Source organism: Paenibacillus taichungensis (assembly GCF_047302525.1).
GTDB lineage: Bacteria > Bacillota > Bacilli > Paenibacillales > Paenibacillaceae > Paenibacillus > Paenibacillus taichungensis_B.
Genome location: NZ_CP168020.1, coordinates 3,324,093 through 3,341,637 on the forward strand (window position 1 = coordinate 3,324,093; position 17,545 = coordinate 3,341,637).

A 17,545-nucleotide genomic window follows, 5' to 3' on the forward strand; every position below is an offset into this window, starting at 1 on the left:
CTAACTATGACTTCGGTAAGATTGATACCCTACCTCTTCTTTTTAACAATGATGCTGGCTACGATAGCAAGTAAAAATAATATTCCGACTCCAATGATTGCAGGATTCATGAATGCTGACTTCTCTGTTTTGTTCTTATCAATATAGTCTGATGTATTGTCAGATGATTTACTACTATCTGCATAGTCTGTTGTATTCTTAGAGGTTTCATTACGATCACCATCTGTACGAGTTGTCTGACCAAAGGAATTATTTACAAAAAGCAGCAGTTTGTCGGCTAATGCTATACGCTCTTGTTTTAGTTTAACAGTCGAATCCTCCTTGGAACGCTTGGAATAACTCCCCTCCTCAGATAACATATCTGTACCATGTTCACTACTATGCAAAATGTTAAACTGCTTTTGTTTTGAAGCAGATGCCTCATAAAGAGCCTTTACTTCATCATAATAACTTCCGGTAGGATCTTCTTCTGATACCGCGAAAAAAGATGGTACTTCTACCTTTTTAACAGCCTCCAGCGCGCTTATTGGCGGACTAACACCAAATTGTCGTGGTGAAGATAATATCCCTAAGCCTACTAATTCCGGTATATTTGGCGCAGCGACAGCTGTAGAAGTACCACCAATGGATGCTCCCATAGCCAAGATTTTAGTTGCACCGCGCTCTCTTAAAACCTGAGCAGCAGCCAGTACATCTAAATCTCTACGATAAGTTGCTTCTCCAGATACCGAATCAGAAGGTTCATCATTTCTAAATGCCCAAAGAATCACCATATACCCTTCCTTTACAAGTCGTTCAGCAAAAGGAAGCCAGCTATCAACCATCCATCCATTTTCATGACCAAGTGTGATACCTTTATTACTATTACCTAATACATAACCCGTTAATTTAACTCCATCTTGCGTAACAAACTCAACAGCATTAGCAGGGTATTTCTCTGGAAGACTTCCTAGAATACCACCTGTAGGTACATCTTTTCCAGTTGCTACAATGATGCTTGTTTCATTTTTATCTTCAGCAAATACAACGGTAGGTAAAAACATCACCACTAAACAAAGTATTGTAATAAGATGCATAGCTTTTCTTTTCAACTTAATTCATCTCTTTCTTCTCGTATTCTGCATGGTGAAATATTGCATATAACGTTTCATATTAATTCTATTATTCTTTAATATCTTATCAGATTGTCGCACTGAGAGATGCGTTTTATGAGAATAGCCTTTAGCTGGAGAGATGTCAAATGTCCTCATTGATCTATATTTTCAATTCACGTAAGGCACCTCTTCGTCTTCAAACTATAACCTGGAATGAGTCAACTGAAGTTTGCTCGTTTCACTGTCTCGTCCATGAGTGTCGTTTGCCGCTTCATTCTCATGAGTCCCACAACAAATATAGCAGCAATTGCGCATGATGTGGCTAACGTCCCCATTTCCAAGCGACTACCGTTCTCTTCTTCGAATTAGAGAAGCATACCAATATTTATCAGCGTATGGAAAGAGGTGGCCAAGAAAAGTTTCCCCTCCCTAACATCACTAAGGTTTGTTTATCCCCTTTGTTCAAGGAACAGGCTGGAGATTCTATTATGGAAACATTGATGAAACATCGGTTGAAGCAAGCCGAGAAATTACTTTTTATATACACTGTGACCTATTGCAGAGATTGCTTTGGGGGTTGGATTCAATACGCCGGACTATTTCTCCCTTCGTTTCACCGGCTACTATGGTCTCAACCCTACGAACTATCGAAGGAAATTTAAAGAAGGAGTGTATGGATCTCAGAGTTAAGAAATTTATGTTCACGAGCGTATTCGAATAACATCTAATCAGCAAAAAGTGTTCTTATCCTGATTTCTGAGCAAGAGTTCCAATTCATTAGAGTTGAAAACAAAAAAATCAGTGTCATCCTATGTAGTAATTTTTCTAATTAAGCAGAGGGATTATCTCACTTCCTGAGGCGCGCGTAGTATCTTATCTGGATTCCTCTTTCTGGTACTCGTTCTCGCACTTCCACCGTGCCCACGTTGATCTAAAGCTAAAACGCGGTATTTTTCTCCTAATGAAGCAGCCACTTGATCCCATGATTCTGCACTTTCTCCAAGTGCGTGAAGTGCAACAATCGCTGGTGCAGACGGTTCCCCGCTCTCGCGATATTGAAAAGTGAGACCATTCAATTCAATTCAATTCAATTCAATTTGATTCATCTGTGTTTTCATTTTTTAATCATCTCCTAAGGGAGGGCGTCATTTGAAAACGCCACTTTATTGGGTATCCATACCTATATATTTCAGCGATAAGTGAATATTTCCTTTTCTCTTAATAAAATACCGTTAGAGAATAAAAACTTGTTTGTACCCATACCGTTAAACTTGCCGAACGTACTGTCATGAAAGTCATGGCTTTTACATTGCTATAGACTCGTTATGAAATTACAAGGATTGATCCGGTACAACTGTATTTTTGTTCAACACTTCGCAGGAACGACTTTAATTTTGCTTAGCATAAATTTCATTACTTTTTATAAAAGAACTAGAAACCATAAAAAGTCTCTATGGGGTACAGTTTATATTGTCTTGACTCATTTTGTTGACACCTCGCTCACTACTACAACATCCACCTGATGACTTCTTCACGCAACTCAACTCCGAGATGCAATTTTCCACCGTTACTTATGGTATAGTTCCCCGCGATTGATCTTAAACTATCCTACCCGTTAGTTTAAATAAATTAGCAGGCGAAAATTAATTAGGTAGATGTCTAATCGGAAATCGGACTATATTTTTTCCATATCGGTAATCGGTACAAGTTCTTGTCCTCGACTCGGGACCACGCCACCCCTGCTGTCGCCATCAGGCCCCATGTCGATAATCCAATCCGCCTGACTGATGACGTCAAGGTTATGCTCGATAACGATGACTGTATTGCCCTTAATCGCCGGCCGCCGCAGCGGTTATAGGTCATCGTCGCATAGCGCTCGCTTGACGCCACGTAGTTGAATCATTGCTTCAAAGGTATAACCATGTTCCACGTATCGGAAGCGTCCTTAAACCCATCACTGCCGTCCGAAACGGCCGCGAACAAATGAGTCGGCTTGCCGTTCTGGAACAACAGGAACGGCCGCTCCAGATTGCCCAGCGTCTGTACCGTGCCGTCATCCCAACGCACCGTCCGGGAATAGCCTTGCGGCTGCCCATGCAAGCTCCATTTCAGCCCGTCCGGCGACTCGGCGAAGATGCCGCCGTATTTTTCTCCACATAGATGCCCTTCCATATCTTTGGCGATCAAATGGTATCCTTCGTTTGTTTGCCAGATGAAAGGGTCTTCAATATGGAACGACTCTGGAGGAAACACCGGCTCGTCACTCAGTACCCGGTACAGCCCCTCATAGTGATCCGCATACGCAACGCCAATTGTCATGCCGCCATGCAGGTTGCCTTCGTAGTGACGTGCCTTGTAGATCAGCAGCACGGAACCGTCCTCCCGGACACACGGAGCCGGATTGGAGGTCAGAAAGCTATCGAATCGGCCGGGACGTGTGGGCAATATCGGTTCGTCCGCTCTGCGCCACGGGCCCAAAACGCTGTCCGCTATAGCCAGACCTACCCGTTTGTTCGCCCGCGCCACGATGCATTGAGGATCGGTTAACCCGAAATTCCCGGGCGGCTCTGGATCGCTTAGCGGATGGGTCGAACCCGTATAATAAAGCAAATATTTGTTGTTATGCTTGACGATATGGGGGTTGTGCGTGCAGCGTCCGTCCCAATATTCCGCTCCCCTCGCCGGAAGCGCCACCTCGCAGAATCGGTACGGTCCCTCGGGGGTATCCGAGTCTGCCCTGACAATCTCTGAAGCCGTCATCCAGCCGGGATGCATCGGCAGTGTCTTCGGCCAGCGCGAGGCAAACATATGGAATTTGCCGTCCTCTCCCTGCACGACGGAACCGCACCACACCCAATAACCTTCCATACGGAAGCCGCCGCCACGCGGAGCCGGCAACATTGTGCTAGTATGCATGTAAAGTCACCTCGTTTTTTTCCGCTGCTCCATCATTGCTGTGAAACATGGTCTCCCATCCTTCCAAATGAAGTGAATCACAGGACTGCTCCATACATCAATGGATCGACATAGTCATGCCGGCGAACCAACCGCCGGCATGCTTGCACATATATCGATTCTAATGCGTATTCAGCCCCACATCGTCGGCCGCTAGCGGGCGATTCAGTAGAGGCGCGCCGGAATATTCGTCCGCCCCCCCATCTGCTGTCGCCCGCATTTGACCGTCCATATCCGCCAGCACGAACGCGTATGTCCCCATAGCTGCATCAATTGCCGGGCTGCTCGCGGACAGTTTCTGAATGCCGCTCACCGTAATCAGCAGCGGATTGATATTTCGGATCTGCTCCGAGCTGCGCGATATGTTGCTAATAGTGCTGCCAAACCCGATGTTGCCTTGGAACAGTGTATTCGTTGTCGCCGCCTCGTAATAAAGCGTGCCGGTGCTGTTGTATACGATATTGTTCGCCACGACGGAATCCTGCGGAGCATACGCTTTGCCCGAGCCGATGACGATACCGGTTTTGCTGTTTACAATCGTATTGTTGACGATAAGCGCCCGGTAAACTTTCCATTGTTTGCGCAATTCCTCGACCGTAGGACTTGGAGGGGAGCCTCCAGTACCGCCGTCGAAGTCGCCGTTAGGCAAGTAAATTGCTTCGCCAGTCAAATTCTCAAAGTAGTTGTTATAAATCTTATGGTCATTGCCGAACATCCGGATGCCTTCCTGATCCGACTCCACGCCGTCCCCGAGGAAAAAGTTTCCATATACGCTGTTGTTATGGCCATGCCGCAGCGTCAGACTGCCCTTGGATGTGCGGAATGTATTGAAGCGCACCGAATTGCTGCTACTCTTGACCGATATGATTTCCGGCTCTCCATCGCAATTCTGAAATACATTGTATTGTATCGTATTATAGCCGTGGGAGAGCGTAAGACCGGACAAGCCGAGACGAATTGTCTCTTTGCCGTTAGCTACCCACGGGCCTACATCATGGAAATAGTTGTATTCGATAATATCATATTGCGAAATTTGCCCTGAGCCGTTCTGTCCTTCGTAAGCGATCAGCGGTTCGGTGTCGCTCTTCAGTCCGAAGTCGTTCCGGTCGATGCGGTTATGATGGCTGTTCGTGCCCCGCACTTGCAGCCACATCAGGCCGCTCCCCGAGCTTGGAAGCGCAAAAGTATTACGGGTCAGTCGCACATGGTGCGAGCCTTCCAACACCACTGCGCCATTGCTTGTGTTCGTAAACTTTAATCCGTCCAGCACCACATGCGAGGAGTTCTCGACGCGGAAGCCTGACGGTCCCGAGATGATAGCCTGACCGCGGTTTTTCGCTTTAATGACGATTGGCGCGTTGGCAGTGCCGTTTTTGTTCTGAACAGCAAACGGGCTTGTACGCGAATACGTGCCGTTTGCCAACACAATCGTTTTACCCGCCGTAGCGGTTGCAAGCTCGGCAGCCAACTGCGTGGAAGTGCTAACTTCGACGACCGTCCCTTCGCTACCGCTGCCGCTTGAATCGCTACCATAAATTTCGACCTCGGCAAAGCTGTTCCAGGCGTTCACCGAGTTGCCGTGGCCAACAATACGAACGTAGCGTACGGGGGCAGCATCGGCAAAATCAAACGTCTGCAAGCTGTTGCTCAGACTGCTGACCGCTCCCGAAAGCACTGTACTGAAGTTGTAGCCATCATATGAAGTCTGGATATCAAAAGCGAAAGTTCGCTCCACCCCGTTGGTGAAGGCGATCTTCACGTATTCCACCCGCTTGCTCGATCCAAGGTCGTATTGGACCCACTCCCCCTCGCCACTCGCTGACCAGCGCGTGTTAAGATCGCCGTCGATTGTATACGCGACGATATTGCCGTCATCTCCGCTGGCCATAAGTTGTGGCACGGTAATCGCCAACTTGCTTGCGCCTGGCGGAGGGCCGCTCGCTGTGCCGTACAGTTCAACTTCGGTATAGCTGTTCCACAAGTTGGAGGAATTGCCGTGCCCAACGATCCTCACATAGCGAGTAGAATCGACATCCGGAAAATCGAACGTTTGCAGACCTTCCACAAGGCTGCTCACAACTCCGCTGCTGACGGTCGTAAAGGTGGAACCGTCCGTAGACGTCAAAATATCAAAAGTAGAGGTGCGGCTTGCCCCATTCAGAAATGCAATTTTGATGGAAGACACTTTCCGGTTTACGCCCAAATCGTACTGAATCCATTGCCCGTCGCCATTTGCCGACCACCGTGTGACGAAATCGCCGTCCACCGTGTTGGCCGGAACGTTGCCGTCATGTCCGCTCGCCGTCACGTCGGAGCTGCCAATTGTGAACTTCGCATCGGCCGCCCCCACTACTCCAGGCATTAACGCAACCAACATACAGAACAAAATAATGCACGTCATACTTTTGGTTCCCATAATTCATTTTCATCCTTTCCATTATGAAATGATGGTTATTGAATCATTCCCTTCGTTAAGTCCGGCACTTTCTCTCAAGAATACGGAAGTTGGGAGGAGCTTCCTGTCCTCGCGGCCTCGTAATTGCAGTCCACTTAAAAAATGTGCTGGCTCCAGCCTTTGCTCTTCGCCAAAGCTTCAATATAATAGTAATCGCCGTAAATCAGTGATACGTTGATGTTGGTATTGACTGGCTTATGTCCGGTTGCGCAGAGCAGGATGCCTTCATACTCCGGCTGGTCGAGCGCACTGTAGTTGTTCGACAGCGATCGAAGAATGCGCGTGGCCGCGCGCTGATATAAAGTGGCTTCCTCAGGAGCCACCTGCGACGCGATATCGATCAAGCCAGATGCTGCGCAGCTCGCCGCCGAGGTGTCGCGTGGCTCGTCCGTCAAGTCGGTCGCCGCACGGAAATCCCAATGCGGCACATCGTCTTCCGCCAACGCGCTGATGAAATAATGCGCCACCCCCTTCGCCGCATTCAAGTAACGCGCTTCTCCCGTATAGCGGTAAGCGCAGCTCATCCCGTAGAGCGCCCAAGCTTGGCCCCGCGACCAGGACGATTGCGGCGCGAAGCCCTGTCCGCCGTCATAACGCTCCACTTCGCCCGTCTCCGGATCGAAGATAACGATATGATGCACTGAGCCGTCGCCTCGGATGAATGAGCGAAGCACCATATCTGCATGGGCGACCGCAATATGCTTGAAGCGCGGATCATCGCTTTCTTCACTCGCCCAGAACAGAAGTGGCAAATTCATCATCGAATCGATGATCGACCAGCCCGTCTGGTTGCGGGGCCAGGCTCGAATGAACTGTCCTGCCGGGTTGTACCTGCCCGCCAGATAGTTGGCGGCGAACAGCCCGCGCCGCCGAGCGTCCGGGTCGCCGGTCAGCTTGTAGCGGATAACGGATGTCGGCAGGAACTGAAAGCCGACATCGTGGTGGAAATGGTTGTCCCGCAAGTAACATTTCTCCATGCGTTCGTCCCAAGGCTCGGCCTCCTCCCGATATCGTTGCTCGCCGGTCATATCGTACAGAATCCACAGAATGCCCGGCCAGAAGCCCGAAATCCACTGATCCACTTTGATCTGGTCATATTTGCCCGCCGCCGAAACATGCGGCGCTTCTGTCCAGTCCGCTTCGATCATATGATCAACTTTAATCTTCACTTTATCCCACCAAGCCGTCAGCTCGGATGGTTTCAGTTTCACATTTTCATTGCTCATCTCTGAATTCCACCCTTTCTCCTAACCTTTAATGGCACCGATCAAGGCGCCTTTCACGAAATATTTTTGCAATAGCGGATAGACCAGAAAAATCGGAAGGGTCGCTACCATTATCGTGGCGTATTTCAATGTCTCGCCCAATATGATGATCTCATCCTGGGAGGCTCCTTCCGCCATGGAGTTTGCATCGCCAATAATCAAAATTTCTCGCAGGATCAACTGCAACGGATACAGCGACCGATCCTGAAGGAAGATCATGGCGTTAAACCAGGAGTTCCAGTGGCTTACTCCGTAATACAGCCCTACCACTGCAAGCGCGGGCTTGCATAGCGGCAGGAAGATGCGGAACAGAATGCCAAAGTCGTTAGCGCCGTCGATCTTGGCCGACTCTTCCAGCGCATCCGGCACTGCCTCGAACGATGTTCGCATGATAATGAAATTAAATGCACTTATTGCGGTAGGCAGGATCAGCGCCCACAGCGTGTCCGTAATGCCCAGCCCTCTGACCAGCAAGTAGAACGGAATTAATCCACCGCTGAAAAACATGGTAAACACGATAAACAACGTAAGCTGCTTGCGATATTGCAACGTTTTTCTGGACAAGGCATATGCGGCAAAGGAAGTAAGCAGCAAATTGAGAGCCACGCCTACAATGACAATAAATAACGTGTTGCGGTAGCCGAGCAGGATCATCGGGTTGCTGAATACCGCCCCATATGTTTCAAGCGAGAAGCCCAGCGGCTTCCAAAGAATGCCCTTATGCGCCATCATCAGCGCTGGTTCGCTGAATGAAGCAAATGCCACGTATAGAATGGGGTACATTGTTACAATCATGAGCGCGGACAAAAACAGCGTATTGCAAACCCGGAATATGTGTTCACCCAAGCTTACTCGCATGCGAACCCTCCTCTACCACAAACCCGTATTGTTCAACTTCCGGCTTATCCAGTTGGATCCGATAACAAGCGCGAAGTTAATCACGGAGTTGAACAATCCGACAGCGGAGCTGAAACTGAATTGAAAATCTTGAAGCCCGATCCGGTACACATACGAGGAAATGACATCCGCTGTCACATAAGTGGTCGGGTTGTACAACAGAATAACTTTCTCGAAGCCAACGCTCATAATTCGGCCAATGTCCAGGATGAGCAATATAACGAAAACGGGGAGCAGACCGGGTAGAGTAACATGAAGCATCTGCTTCCAGCGTCCACCCCCGTCGATCTTGCAAGCTTCATATTGCTCGAGATCGATCGCAGACAGCGCGGCCAAATAAATAATTGTACCCCAGCCTATATGCTGCCATATATTCGACGAAACGAAGATTGTACGGAAAAAAGACGGCTCCAGCAGCATCGTAACCCGATCACCGCCGAAAAATGCGATAATATCGTTGATGACGCCGTCACTGCTCGTAAAATCCTTGATCATACCGCAAATAATGACAAGCGAAATAAAATGCGGCAAATAAGTAATCGTCTGAACCGAACGCTTGAACAGCGTATTTTTTACCTCATTAAGCAACAAGGCGAGAATAAGCGGAGCGGGGAAACCGAAAATGAGATCGTACAAGCTAATCATCAGAGTGTTTTTAAGCACCCGCCAAAAATACATCCCGCCAAAAAAGTCTTTGAAATGCTCCAGTCCTACCCACGCGCTGCCCCCAATTCCAAGCCGGGGGTTAAAATCCTTGAACGCAATAATCGAACCGTACATCGGGAAATAATGAAAAATAATGAAATATAACAAAACAGGAGTAAGCATCATGTACAAATACTTGTTCTTAACCATGTCTTTCGCGATATTAAGCGGCACACGACCGACATGCGTGACTTTGCTGCGTCCCAGCTTCAACTGAGCCATCTCCTACTCCTCCTATCCACATCCAGCATCATCGGCAGGGGATCTGTACCATTCCCTTGCCCCCACGGCAGCCTGCAGCCAGCCGTGGGACACTACATGGAGTTATCTGTTGTTGTAGCGTTCCAAGGCGCCTTGATAGATGTCGATTACATCACGAATCCCCATATCTTCCAGCTGCTTCACAAAGCTGTCGAACTTGTCGAGCGGCTCGTTGCCCATTACAAATTTGATGAACATTTCTTCCAGATACGTGTTGATTGCCGTCATCGTCTGCGCTACCTTCTTGCTCTCATCTACAGTAGGCGTAATAAACGCGGGCAAAATATGTTTCGCCGCATCGGTCTTCGACCAAATCTGGACCGCCTCGTCCTGTTGCGGGAACGTGTTGGTCGTTTTTTGCTCATGCATCGGAAATGGACCGTTCGGAACCGTATACTGCGCCAACATCTGCTGTGAAGTGTACTTATCGTTTTTTACGATCATATCGGTAAATTTCGGAACGCCGTTGTCCATCGTGTAGCTTTCGCCTTCAACGCCGAAGTTGTACATCATGGTTCCTTGCTCGCTAAATGCGAAGTCCAGCCATTTTACGATCGTTTCCAGATCTTTCGCCGATGTCGTCACGGCCGCGCTTGCTTTTGGGTTATATTTGAAATCGCGCTGTCCGGTGAACGGTTTTTCGCCAGCTTTCAATACCGGATAAGGAGCCGCTACGAGATCAAAAGCCGGATTTTGGGCTTTGCCGGACTCCAGCCATTTGCCCATGCCACCGCCCAGCAGGAAAACAGTCGCGCCGGACTCGCCGTTCAGAAGCCGCTTATCCAGCGTGTTGCGCTCGACGATCGGGAAGTCTTTATCAATCAGCCCTTCGGAATACCACTGGCGAAGCAACGTCATAACATCCTTGTATTGCGGATCTAACGGGCCGTATTTCACTTTGCCTTGGTCGTCAATGTAGAAGCCCTGCGACGTTTTGTATGCGCCGAAGAACGCGTCCTGCAAATTCATTTTGTTCGCGTATAGCGCAGTCAGCGGTGCTACGGCGCCTTTTTTCTCTTTGAACGCCGTCAGAACCTTATGCCAATCGTCTATCGTTACAGGCAATTGCAGCCCTAGCTCATCTAACCAATCTTTGCGCAGCATTGGTCCGCGGAAAACTAATCCTTCCGCGTTGCGCACCATCGGGAAGATGTAATATTGGCCGCTGTCGGTTTTCACCATTTTATCCAGCTCTGGATTAGCTTCCAGCATCTTTTTCAGGTTAGGCGCATATTGGTCGATCAAATCGTTTAGCGGTACGATAACCCCGTCAGAAATCGCCTTCTCCGGTCCACCCGGATAAATACTCCAGTCATACTCCAGCACATCCGGCAGCTTACTGGAAGCCAGCAACAAATTAAACTGCTCTTCAGCTTGACCGTCGGTCGGGTGGATGTAGTTCACTTTCACGCCGGTTGCTTCTGCAATCGCCTTCCCGATCGGCGCTTCCGCCAGATTCGTTGTAAATGTAATCAGGTTTCCGTTGATTGGAGCCCAGTACGAGAAAGTATCTTTCGTATCCAGCGGATATACCGGAGTATCCGATCCCTCGTTGCCTTTGCTTACGCCATCGCCGCCCTTATTGCTGACGGCGCTTTGAGTCGGCTCTGTCTTATCCTTGTTCCCAGAGCCCCCATTACTGGAGCATGCGGTTAACAACAATGAAAGTACCATTACGATCCCCAGTGTGAGCTGCAGCCTTTTACGAGTCTTGCCGTTGCGATTTTCTGCCATTGTTCCCCTCCGTTCTTTTCGTCTCGAACAAGTTGGTTTGATTACGCTTTCAACATAACGTTAATTCCGTGCCGCAAACCATCGTTAAAACCTAAAATGTACTACAATTTCTCAAAAATGAGGGTAATAAAACCGCATGTTTACCACTTTTTCTTGAAAAGAAAAGCCCGAGAGCTACTTGACTTCCCTGTAGCGCCCAGGCGTTATCCCTTCAAATTTTTTGAATATGCGGTGGAAGGTATTCACATCGTTGTAACCAACCTTCAGCGATATTTCGCTGACCGTATATTTCCCGTCGGTAAGCAGCAATTTGGCCTGCACCAGCCGCGTCTTGTTAATATAATCGAGCAGAGATTCGCCGGCAAGATCCTTGAACAGTTTGGACACATACGACGGCGTCATGGAGAAGGCTTCCCCGATCATCGAAATGTTCAGGTTCTCGTCCTGATAATACTCGTTGACATATTTCATGACCTTATCGATTAGCGGATTGCTGCAGTATTCGCGGTTATTATTAACGTAGCTGCACAGAAGCTCTAGCATATCGTAAAGCTTGTTGCGCATCTCCCCTACCGTCTGACAATGCATCAGGCGTTCGATGGCGCGCACTCCGTCAGGCATATCCGGCTTGCCCGTGATGCGGATTTCACCGATTACTTTTTGCAGCGTAGCCATTAGATCGAACATGAGACATTTGGCTGTATGAAAGGGAAACGGCTCCGCCGTCACATTTTTCTGAATGATCTCCCCAACGAACGCTTTCGCCTTATCAAGCTGCCCTTCGCGAACCATAACGATCAATTGCTGCTCGGCCTTGAGGGGATAAAAATAACCACCTGGAGCAGCCCCTAGGTTGTCGTTACCGCTTAGGTCCCCATAATGAATAATACCCCCGCTGCCTGCAATGATACGGTATTCCATCGCCTCGATCGCTTCCTGGAACGCCTGGAAAATGCCATATTCGCCCTCCTGTTGCGCGCTGATGGCAGCGGTCAACTGGACATGGGCATGACTTCCGATGAACGACATCGTTTCTTCCGCGATGTGCCCCAGCTCCCCCCGCTGCTCCGCCGGCGATGCAAGCTGATGGTTGACGATGCAGGCGAGCAACTCCTGGTCCAGCTCTACCGCATAGGCGTTTACTGACTTTCGCGCGACCTCCTCGACCACGTTGGCGATCAGGAAGTGCAGCAACCGCTTGTTATGGACCTGATCCTCATCCTTCCGATGGAACTTGCCGAAATGCTCGATGCGCAGCAAAATAACAGAAAATCCGCCCAGCGGGAAACGCAGATCATAGGCTGAGAACGATTCGTGCAAAGGGATATGGCTGTCGAGTTGCCCCTTCAGCAGCCGCTGCAAAAAGTGCGATCTGAGTGTATTGTTATGCTGATTCAGCTTGTAATGAAGCTCCTCCTTCTCATGGAAGGTGCTGCTCAGCGCCTGCTCCAGAAAGGAGTATTCATTGGAGCCGCGATCAAAGGTAAAGCCCGCCTTGAACGACAAGCTCTGGATCAGCGCATGGATCGGCAGGTAGTTCCGCTTGAGGAGCCAATACGTCACGCCACCGCCAACAATAAGGCAAAGCAAGATGCTGGCGATCGTCAATTGCTCTACCACGTTCATCTTCTGGTGATATACGTTCGCCGGCAGCGTCATCACATATTTCCATCCCGTAATGGATGAGGTTGTGTAGGATGCAACAAGCCGGCGACCGGCAGTCTCGATCTCAAGTTGTCCCGATTCTTCCGGCATATCGCTGTAGTGTAGAGCAGGTTCCGACAGCGAGTCGCCCGTAGACGCAATGAACCGGTTGTCTTCATCCAGAATAAAGATCGTACCTTTCTCAGGCGCCGAAGCTTGCTCCAGCAGCTTGCTGCGGTCAATCATGAACAGCAAGACAGCTCCAGGTTGATTCATGATTGTTGAGTTCACATTTTGGGCATACATGACCGTAGGCCGCCACTCATTCTCTTCAGGCACAACAACGGAGTGGTAGCCTTTAATGTACCATTGGTCAAAATATTCTCGAAACGACTGGAACGGCATATGCTCTTCAAGGCGAATATGGTCGTATAACGCTTCGATGTTCATACGGTTGTTGCGGGCGATGACCGTATCGCTATTTTTGTAGTAAATATAAATGCCTTCAAGAAAATCGTTAGCGATTTCATATACGCGCAAATCATTAGCGATTTGGTATATATCGTAGTGGTCCGAATCAGAGAGATTGGTATCGGCCGAAATAAATGCTGCGATTCGCCTGTTGAGGCTCACCTCGAGGCTTAGATTCTCGATTCCTTTGAACTGGCTATCTATGGCTTGCTCCATCTGAAGAAGAATAGATTGGTTGGCACGGTTAATTTCAGCCTTTACAACGTTCAGCGTCGCGCCGTATATAACGCCGCTGATCAGAATGGGCACGAGCAGCACCGAGACGTAGGAAAGCATCCAGGTCAGGAATACGCTGCGATTTTTATGCCGGATCTGCTTCAGATAGATTGTCCACCGGTTTCGAGTTTGGGCCATAGGTTCTCCTCCATGTTAGCTTTAGTCGGAGTCGGGACCGACGTCAATTCTTGTCAGAATAGCCGGACAACGAATATCCGCGACATCCGCTTTATGATTGTTAATGCATACCGCCGGAGACGGCCGGTATTCATAGATGGCCGCCTGCTCCTTGCCGCATACTCGATTGTAAGCGATTACACATTGCTCCGGCGCATAAGGAATCCGCTTGCCGAGCGTAATACCGTGACGACAATTGACAATCGTATTATTCACTACACTGGCGCGATAGACGCGCCAATGTTTCCTCAGTTCCTCCTGCGTCGGCGCCTCGGGATAGCCGTCCGGTCCGCCATCGTAGTTGCCGCCGTCAATGAGCAGCGCATCCAACGTCAAGTTTTCCATATAATTATCAAAAATGTGATGGTCGTTTCCGTAAATGCGAAATCCGCCCATTTCTTCCTTCACGCCATCGCCGATAAATACATTATTATGAAAGCGATTTCCATGTCCGTGACGCGCTGTCACTTGGCCGGCGGAGTTAAGGAATGTGTTGTACCGAACTGTATTATAGCAGCTTTTTACCGATATAATCTCGGGCTCTCCGTCGCAATTTTCAAACAGGTTGTGTTGAATTGTAATATAGCCGTTCGAGAGAGAGATGCCGGACAGGCCGAGCCGGATCGCTTCAAGCCCATTGACGACACGCGGGCCTATGTGATGAAAATAATTATATTCAATGACATCATGCTGCGAGATTTGTTCACCGTCGCCATCAAAAATAACGAGCGGTCCGAGGTCGGCCTTTGGCCCGAACTCGTTGCGTTCGATCCGGTTCCAGCCGCTGCCGCTTCCCATCACAGACAGCAGACTATACTCCGCCCCAACCTGTCGCGGCTCAAATCTATTCCGCGCAATCCTCACATGCCGCGAACCGTCCAGAATGATATATTCGCGCTGCTCGACCTGGAAATGCAGCCCCCATACCTCTACATAAGCAGAGTTCAAGATGCGTATACTTGATTCTCCAGCTATCGTCGCTTTTCCTTTATTTACAGCGCGAATGCTTAATATTGCGGTGTCCGATCCCACTTTGCCTTCAATAATATAGTCTTCATTCCGGTCGTAAACGCCGTCTGCCAACAAGATCGAAGAACCAGGTTCTGCCCGGTCAATGGCTGCCGCCAACTCGTCGCTACTCGATACCCAATAAATAGTAGTCATTTTCCCACCTGCTTCCTATAGAATAGGCGGATATGATCCGCAGCCTCTGCAAGATCATATCCGCAACTTCACAACCTCTATTATGAAAGATACGTTTCCCATGCCATAGTGTAAAAAAATGAAGCAATCATAAAAATGTAAACTGAGGCGCAAAATGAGCGGGAATTATCGCCTTGCAAGCTGTAAATCGCAACCTGCCGGTGTACAATAAATGAGAAAGGACGTATCCCGACATCAGATCGTGGATACATCCCCATTGTTGTTGCCTGCTCTCCTGCCCGCTTACCCGAAAAAGAAGTATGCAACCTTCAGCTCTTCTTCTTTCAACGGCAACTTTTGTGCCGCTTCGAGCAAAGACGTGCGGTCATAGACAAGACTTTTCATCGCTATTTTGCCATCGGTAATCGTGAAATAGTGCGCTTCTTTCGACGGATCGTCGCGACGGCGGTAGGACACGCTTCCCGGATTCAGCCACAAACTGTCGTCACTCAAATAATGAATGCATCTGCGATGTGTATGTCCGAAAATAATGCGGCGATCTTCTTCCGCCCCAATTGTCCTGCCGTTGCGTTCCGCCCAGAAAGCATCGTACTTGGGCAAGCTATCAATCGTCAAATAGTTTTCGTACAGATGCTGCATTGTATAGCTATAGCCGTCCATCTCGAATGTGCGGTAGACCGGTATGCTTTCGAGGAAGGAAATTTCCGCTTCGCCGAGCAGCCTTGCATTGTAATGCGCCCACTTGATCTCATCCTCCGCCACATCATGACCGCTATTGCCGTTTCGGTACAGGTCGATAATAATGTCGTCATGGTTGCCGCGAACGCAATTCGCATCGTTCTTATGCACCCATTCGATAACTTCCCGCGGGAAAGGCCCGTAGTCTACAAGATCTCCCGCGCAATAAATCACGTCACAGTCGGATTCTGCCTTGCAGATCGATTCCAGCGTTTTGACGTTGCTGTGAATATCCGAAATAATTAAAGCTTTCATAATCGATTCAACTCCCTAAAATTTAACATTCTCAGCAGTACCGTCACCACATCCGCCCACGTAGCTGTATCGCCTGGCATGAAATGGTCCCGCACCTCAATGATTCCCGCGGCAGTCGTCAAGGATACAGCCTGCCTTTCCCAGTCAGGGGTGTCTGGGCTGTCCGCAAACCATTGCGGCGCAGCGACGCCGTCCACAACATTGGCCGGGACATAATTGGTGGCTGGTTGCGACGAAATGGCCGTTACGGAACCTGCGTGTGACCATCCCGTCAATCGGTAGCCTTTGGACAATATTCAGGCTGTAGACATTACGTATCAGACTGTTCTCTTCGTTTTTTATTCCCGTGTTCAATCGATTCACCCCCGGCAAATGCGTAATGCTGTCTCCCGAAGACAGCAGCAAACACTCCGACATTTCGGATTTAAGTGTTCTCCCATTTGTCGAGCGCACTCTCCCTCCTTTATATAAAAAGATGGAACCTTGATAAATCGTCAAAAGCTAAAATCTCCCTCAAATATTCCAACTTCTTATCTACAATTTTTGGAATGGACATCAAATCTTAAAAAAGTCACTCATATGATCGGTATGTTTGGAGGAACAGCCGCTGCCACAACTAAATAATCTGGTCTCTTTGTCATGGACACTTAAAAAGAAAGCTGCTAGGTAGCCGACAAAAGAAATGTACAATTTAATTTCCGTTTGGACAACACACGCATTGCTGAAATATTCAGTGGCCAAACACCTAGTCGCAATGGCGGCGGGCTACAAGTCACGGAACCTCCACAGAGGTTCCCGCTCCCGTTTATGCCGGAGCTTCCTAATAAGAACAGTCCAGGGGTCTTTTTTTTCTCCCTGAATCGTTAATGATCCTTTCGTCCGAAATGTTTTCTACACATTCTATTAGGACTTTCCAACAATTTTTCGTTTTGTACTTCCCAAATAAACGTTCATACATCGCTGTAATGTAGCGAGTTTCCAATCTGAATGAACGTCTTTTTTATTTCCAATTCAACTCATTTTGTGGCTTCGTGGTACTTACATACTCACATTTTTGTTTTTTTATTATAGATTCAATATTTTCATCATCAACAATATATGGTAAATCTAAATCAAATTCTTTTAGATACATTTGATCCTCTCCTTATATTACTCCCATGGGCGTGGCCTTTGGTGTTTACTCATTGAATTGCCCTTGTCCCATAGTTTCTGTGCATTCTTTTTTTTCGCAGCCTTCTTAACAGTAGCTTTAACTACTTTTTTAGCGACTACCTTACAACGAAGACAATAACAAATATTATAAATGGATTATTTCCATCGTCATCCACAAATGTAATAGGATTATTTAGTCCGTAGCTGTACCCATTTCGATTAAGCGGGTTATCCAGATCCAAATCTTGTTAGGAATCCAGAGAAATAAAGGAAATTTGTTTAGATCACCATCTAATCGAATT

The 17,545-nt window shown here is 48.4% G+C and carries 13 protein-coding genes and 2 pseudogenes; 1 reads left to right on the top strand and 14 read right to left on the bottom strand.

The window, feature by feature from the left end; translation table 11 throughout:
• Positions 1-29 precede the first annotated feature (29 nt).
• The 13 genes and pseudogenes from ACDJ58_RS14895 to ACDJ58_RS14955 all read right to left on the bottom strand — a co-directional run bounded on the left by ACDJ58_RS14895 (position 30) and on the right by ACDJ58_RS14955 (position 16,366).
• Positions 30-1,091: an alpha/beta hydrolase gene (locus tag ACDJ58_RS14895; protein ID WP_413379179.1), complete on the bottom strand. Its 1,062-nt coding sequence runs from the start codon at positions 1,089-1,091 to the stop codon at positions 30-32.
• A gap of 896 nt (positions 1,092-1,987) precedes the next feature.
• Positions 1,988-2,176: pseudogene (locus ACDJ58_RS14900) on the bottom strand (alpha/beta fold hydrolase); the annotation flags it as partial.
• Between the two features lie 817 nt (positions 2,177-2,993).
• Positions 2,994-3,620, bottom strand: a complete 627-nt coding sequence (locus ACDJ58_RS14905) for a glycoside hydrolase family protein (protein WP_413379180.1) — start codon at positions 3,618-3,620, stop codon at positions 2,994-2,996.
• Between the two features lie 94 nt (positions 3,621-3,714).
• Complete coding sequence (locus tag ACDJ58_RS14910; RefSeq protein WP_236703501.1) at positions 3,715-3,945, bottom strand: hypothetical protein; 231 nt, start codon at positions 3,943-3,945, stop codon at positions 3,715-3,717.
• 225 nt (positions 3,946-4,170) lie between these two features.
• Complete coding sequence (locus ACDJ58_RS14915) at positions 4,171-6,465, bottom strand: chondroitinase-B domain-containing protein (RefSeq protein WP_413379182.1); 2,295 nt, start codon at positions 6,463-6,465, stop codon at positions 4,171-4,173.
• 134 nt (positions 6,466-6,599) lie between these two features.
• Positions 6,600-7,730, bottom strand: a complete 1,131-nt coding sequence (locus ACDJ58_RS14920; protein WP_413379184.1) for a glycoside hydrolase family 88 protein — start codon at positions 7,728-7,730, stop codon at positions 6,600-6,602.
• 21 nt (positions 7,731-7,751) lie between these two features.
• Positions 7,752-8,627 (bottom strand): carbohydrate ABC transporter permease, encoded by an 876-nt coding sequence (locus ACDJ58_RS14925; protein ID WP_053782204.1) that lies wholly within the window; start codon positions 8,625-8,627, stop codon positions 7,752-7,754.
• 12 nt (positions 8,628-8,639) lie between these two features.
• On the bottom strand, positions 8,640-9,521 hold the full coding sequence (locus ACDJ58_RS14930; protein WP_413379676.1) for an ABC transporter permease: 882 nt from the start codon (positions 9,519-9,521) through the stop codon (positions 8,640-8,642).
• A gap of 174 nt (positions 9,522-9,695) precedes the next feature.
• Entirely contained in the window at positions 9,696-11,366 is a 1,671-nt protein-coding gene (locus ACDJ58_RS14935; protein ID WP_413379186.1) for an ABC transporter substrate-binding protein, read from the bottom strand.
• Between the two features lie 174 nt (positions 11,367-11,540).
• A complete protein-coding gene (locus ACDJ58_RS14940) occupies positions 11,541-13,895 on the bottom strand; it encodes an AraC family transcriptional regulator (RefSeq protein WP_413379188.1) in 2,355 nt (784 codons plus the stop codon).
• Between the two features lie 21 nt (positions 13,896-13,916).
• Complete coding sequence (locus tag ACDJ58_RS14945) at positions 13,917-15,098, bottom strand: polysaccharide lyase 6 family protein (RefSeq protein WP_413379190.1); 1,182 nt, start codon at positions 15,096-15,098, stop codon at positions 13,917-13,919.
• Positions 15,099-15,380: 282 nt separating this feature from the next.
• Positions 15,381-16,091, bottom strand: coding sequence for a metallophosphoesterase family protein (locus ACDJ58_RS14950; RefSeq protein WP_413379192.1), 711 nt, complete (start codon positions 16,089-16,091; stop codon positions 15,381-15,383).
• Positions 16,088-16,366 (bottom strand): hypothetical protein, encoded by a 279-nt coding sequence (locus ACDJ58_RS14955; protein WP_413379194.1) that lies wholly within the window; start codon positions 16,364-16,366, stop codon positions 16,088-16,090. Before ACDJ58_RS14955 ends, ACDJ58_RS14950 begins: the two co-directional genes overlap by 4 nt.
• 406 nt (positions 16,367-16,772) lie before the next feature.
• Between ACDJ58_RS14955 and ACDJ58_RS14960 the strand changes: the two are divergent.
• Positions 16,773-16,958: pseudogene (locus tag ACDJ58_RS14960) on the top strand (manganese catalase family protein); the annotation flags it as partial.
• Between the two features lie 133 nt (positions 16,959-17,091).
• Here ACDJ58_RS14960 and ACDJ58_RS14965 read toward each other — a convergent pair.
• Positions 17,092-17,223, bottom strand: coding sequence for a hypothetical protein (locus ACDJ58_RS14965; RefSeq protein WP_413379196.1), 132 nt, complete (start codon positions 17,221-17,223; stop codon positions 17,092-17,094).
• Between the last annotated feature and the right edge of the window lie 322 nt (positions 17,224-17,545).

What these genes read in the sequence shown, in the direction of transcription:
- ACDJ58_RS14930 (WP_413379676.1), bottom strand. Translation starts at nt 9,521, where the DNA reads ATGGTTAAGAACAAGTATTTGTACATGATGCTTACTCCTGTTTTGTTA.
- ACDJ58_RS14920 (WP_413379184.1), bottom strand. Translation starts at nt 7,730, where the DNA reads ATGAGCAATGAAAATGTGAAACTGAAACCATCCGAGCTGACGGCTTGG.
- ACDJ58_RS14950 (WP_413379192.1), bottom strand. Translation starts at nt 16,091, where the DNA reads ATGAAAGCTTTAATTATTTCGGATATTCACAGCAACGTCAAAACGCTG.
- ACDJ58_RS14935 (WP_413379186.1), bottom strand. Translation starts at nt 11,366, where the DNA reads ATGGCAGAAAATCGCAACGGCAAGACTCGTAAAAGGCTGCAGCTCACA.
- ACDJ58_RS14925 (WP_053782204.1), bottom strand. Translation starts at nt 8,627, where the DNA reads ATGCGAGTAAGCTTGGGTGAACACATATTCCGGGTTTGCAATACGCTG.
- ACDJ58_RS14940 (WP_413379188.1), bottom strand. Translation starts at nt 13,895, where the DNA reads ATGGCCCAAACTCGAAACCGGTGGACAATCTATCTGAAGCAGATCCGG.
- ACDJ58_RS14915 (WP_413379182.1), bottom strand. Translation starts at nt 6,465, where the DNA reads ATGGGAACCAAAAGTATGACGTGCATTATTTTGTTCTGTATGTTGGTT.
- ACDJ58_RS14965 (WP_413379196.1), bottom strand. Translation starts at nt 17,223, where the DNA reads ATGTATCTAAAAGAATTTGATTTAGATTTACCATATATTGTTGATGAT.
- ACDJ58_RS14945 (WP_413379190.1), bottom strand. Translation starts at nt 15,098, where the DNA reads ATGACTACTATTTATTGGGTATCGAGTAGCGACGAGTTGGCGGCAGCC.